Source organism: Saliniramus sp. (assembly GCF_035311605.1).
Lineage (GTDB): Bacteria > Pseudomonadota > Alphaproteobacteria > Rhizobiales > Beijerinckiaceae > Saliniramus.
Map to the genome: position 1 here is coordinate 1 of NZ_DATGCW010000229.1, position 2,917 is coordinate 2,917.

At 63.5% G+C, this 2,917-nt stretch carries 2 protein-coding genes; both read right to left on the reverse strand.

The genetic code is table 11. From position 1 onward, the window contains the following. On the reverse strand, positions 1-787 hold a 787-nt coding region (locus VKP01_RS10375), incomplete at its 3' end, for a beta-phosphoglucomutase family hydrolase (RefSeq protein ID WP_324412070.1). After that, on the reverse strand, positions 787-2,917 hold a 2,131-nt coding region (locus VKP01_RS10380), incomplete at its 5' end, for an HAD-IC family P-type ATPase (protein WP_324412071.1). The genes VKP01_RS10375 and VKP01_RS10380, both read right to left, overlap by 1 nt.

Sequence of the window (2,917 nt, forward strand, 5' to 3'; positions counted from 1 at the left end):
GGGCGGCGATTGCGTCCATCGCGGCCAGCGCATCCGGCAGGCCGTGCAGGGTGCGCGTGGCCAGCCGCCCCGCATCGAGGCGCAGTTCCGCGAGATCGCGCACGACGATATCCGCGCCCGCCTCATCAAGCGCATCGGTATTGTCCTCGCGCGCCACGCCGATCACCTGCGCGAATCCGCCCTTCGCCCCGGCCTGCACGCCCGAGACCGCATCCTCGATGATGGCGCAATCGCCGGGCGCGACGCCGAGCCCGTCGGCGGCCTGATGCATGATGGCAGGGTCGGGCTTGCCGGGCAGGCCGCGCTCTGCCATGACCACACCGTCAATGCGCACATCGAAGCGATCGGACAGCCCCGCCGCCGCGAGCACGGCATCGGCGTTGCGGCTGGACGTGAAGAGCGCGCTCGCAATCCCTGCCGCATCGAGCGCATCGAGCAGGGCCAGCGTGCCGGGATAGGGTTCGACGGGATTCTCCGAAATCCAGCGGTTGAACTCGACATTCTTGGTATTGCCCAGCCCGCAGACCGTCTGCGTCCCCGGCTCATCCTCCGGGCTGCCCTGCGGCAGGCTGATGCCGCGCGAGGCGAGGAAGTCGCGCACGCCGTCATAGCGCGGCTTGCCATCGACATGGGCGCGGTAATCCGCGTCGATGTCGAATTCCGGCTCGTCCGGATGGTGCTCGGCGAGATAGCCGTCGAACAGGGCCTTCCAGGCCTGCGCATGGGCGCGGGCCGTATCGGTGATGACCCCGTCCATATCGAACAGAACCGCTTTTAATCCGCTCATCATGCCTCCCGATTCGCGTTGTTTTCCGCCGGCTGGCTGAAATCGCGGGCGAAGGGGTGTTTGCCCGCGCGCGCCAGCGCCTTGTCCATTTCCACCAGCACGAACACCATCAGACCGATGCCGATACATTGCGCCCATTCGAATGCGTTCAGCGGAACGGTTTCGAACAGCAGGTTCATGAAGGGTGCGTAGGTAAACAGCAATTGTAGCCCGACACAGCCGCTGATCGCGGCCAGAACGACGCGGTTTTCCGTCAGACCCCTTGCCGTATAGGCGGCTGCGGTAAAGTAGCGGGTATTGAGCAGATAGAATATCTGCCCCATCACGAGTGCGTTGACGGCCATGGTACGGGCATAATCCAGCCTGTCGGCATTGCCATCGTGCTGAATCAGGAACAAGGCCCCCACGCCGATGAGCAGCGAAATGCCCACGAACGCCGTCCGCCAGATGACGAAGGGTGTCAGAAGCGGCTCGTCCACGGGCTGGGGCCTGCGCTTCATCACGTTGCCCTCGGCCTTTTCCCAGGCGAAAGCGATGCCGAGGGTCACGGCTGTCACCATGTTGACCCAAAGGATTTGCACCGGAGACACCGGCAGTACCATTCCTGCCATGATCGCCGAGACCACGATCAGCGCTTCGGCGGCATTGGTCGGCAGCACAAAGAGAATGGCCTTGCGCAGATTGTCGTAGACCGTACGCCCTTCTTCCACGGCGCTTTGGATCGAGGCGAAATTGTCGTCGGCCAGCACCATGGCGGAGGCTTCACGCGCCGCCTCGGTGCCTTTCTGCCCCATGCTGATGCCGACATCGGCACGCTTGAGCGCAGGAGCATCATTGACGCCGTCGCCGGTCATGGCGCAGATCTCACGCTTCGATTGCAATGCCTTGACGAGGCGCAGCTTGTGTTCCGGGCTGGCGCGGGCAAACACGTCTACATCGAGCGCGATCTGAGGCAGGTCTTCGTCGGAGACCTCTTCCAGGTCGCGCCCCGTCATCACCTTGTCGGTATTCTTCAGGCCCAGTTCGCTCGCCACGGCACGTGCGGTGGCGGCATGGTCGCCGGTAATCATCTTCACGTTGATGCCGGCGTCGTGACAGACACGCACCGATTCGATGGCCTCGTCACGCGCCGGATCGATCAGGCCGAACAGGCCGAGAAAGACGAGATCGCCCATCTCGACGTCATCGTCCTTGAGCTCGGCCTGCTCAGATACCCGTTTCTTCGCCACGGCAAGCAGCCGCTGGCCGCGTCCCGCGATATCTTCGACGCGCTGCATCCAGGCGTCCTTGTCGAGATCGCAATCCCCATCCTCACCCTGTTCGCGCGCACACATTTCCACGACGCGCTCAGGCGCCCCCTTCACATAGATGACGTGATTTCCCTCGTGATCATGGTTGAGGGTCGCCATGTAGCGGCGCTCGGAGGAGAAGGGGATGGAATCGAGGCGCGGATATTCCTTGTTTTCCGCGTCCGGATCAAAGCCGGCCTTGCGTGCGAGAACGATGAGTGATGCCTCGGTCGGATCGCCTTCCGGCTCCCAGGAGGATATGTCGGAATTCTCACCCTTCTGCACGAGCTCGGCATCGTTGCACAAAAGCCCGGCGCGGATCATTTCGTGGGCGACCATGGCTTTCTCGATCTCGAGATCATCGCCGTCGCAGGTAAAGCCGCCCCTGGGCTCATAGCCCACCCCCTCGACGACGATGTCGCGGGCGCCCGAGCGCACGGTCTTCGCCGTCATCTCGTTGCGCGTAAGCGTGCCGGTCTTGTCGGCGCAGATGGTGGTGACAGAGCCCAGTGTCTCGACGGCGGGCAAGCGCCGGATGATGGCATTGCGCCGCGCCATGCGCTCGACACCGATGGCGAGTGTCACGGTCATGACGGCAGGCAGACCGCTGGGAATGGCTGCAACAGCAACGGAGACGGCTGCGAAGAACACCTCCGCCCACTCTCGCGCCCATACCAGCACCCCGACTGCGAAAGTCAGCACGGCAACGCCGACAATGACGGCAGACAGAACCTTGGTAAAGGAATCGAGGCGCTGCATCAGCGGTGTCCTGAGGGTCTCGACATCCTTGAGAAGCCCGCTGATGCGTCCGATCTCGGTTCCGTCACCGATCGCCGTGACC